Source organism: Paraburkholderia sp. SIMBA_027 (assembly GCF_046535315.1).
Lineage (GTDB): Bacteria > Pseudomonadota > Gammaproteobacteria > Burkholderiales > Burkholderiaceae > Paraburkholderia > Paraburkholderia tropica.
Genome location: NZ_JAWRWY010001756.1, coordinates 1 through 229, shown reverse-complemented (window position 1 = coordinate 229; position 229 = coordinate 1). Strand labels below are relative to the sequence as shown.

The 229-nt window shown below is 37.6% G+C and carries 1 protein-coding gene; it reads right to left on the bottom strand.

All coding sequences use genetic code 11. The features are described 5' to 3' along the window. Positions 1-229: chromate transporter (locus SB764_RS45180; RefSeq protein ID WP_410867460.1), on the bottom strand; the 229-nt coding region annotated here is incomplete at both ends.

Sequence of the window (229 nt, the reverse complement as noted above, 5' to 3'; positions counted from 1 at the left end):
AGTCATTTCCGCTAAAAGAATCGCAATTGCAGGTAATACGAAACTAGATAATCGTTTCACACGTTGTGAATTTCTATAGCGGTATAAAATATTTAATAAAATTAACATGACAATTAATGACGGACCCACTTGAGCAAATAATGCAATGACTGCTCCTGGTATGCCTGCTACTTCATATCCTATGTAACCAGCCAATTTTGTAGTAATGGGACCAGGCAGTGCATTCCCA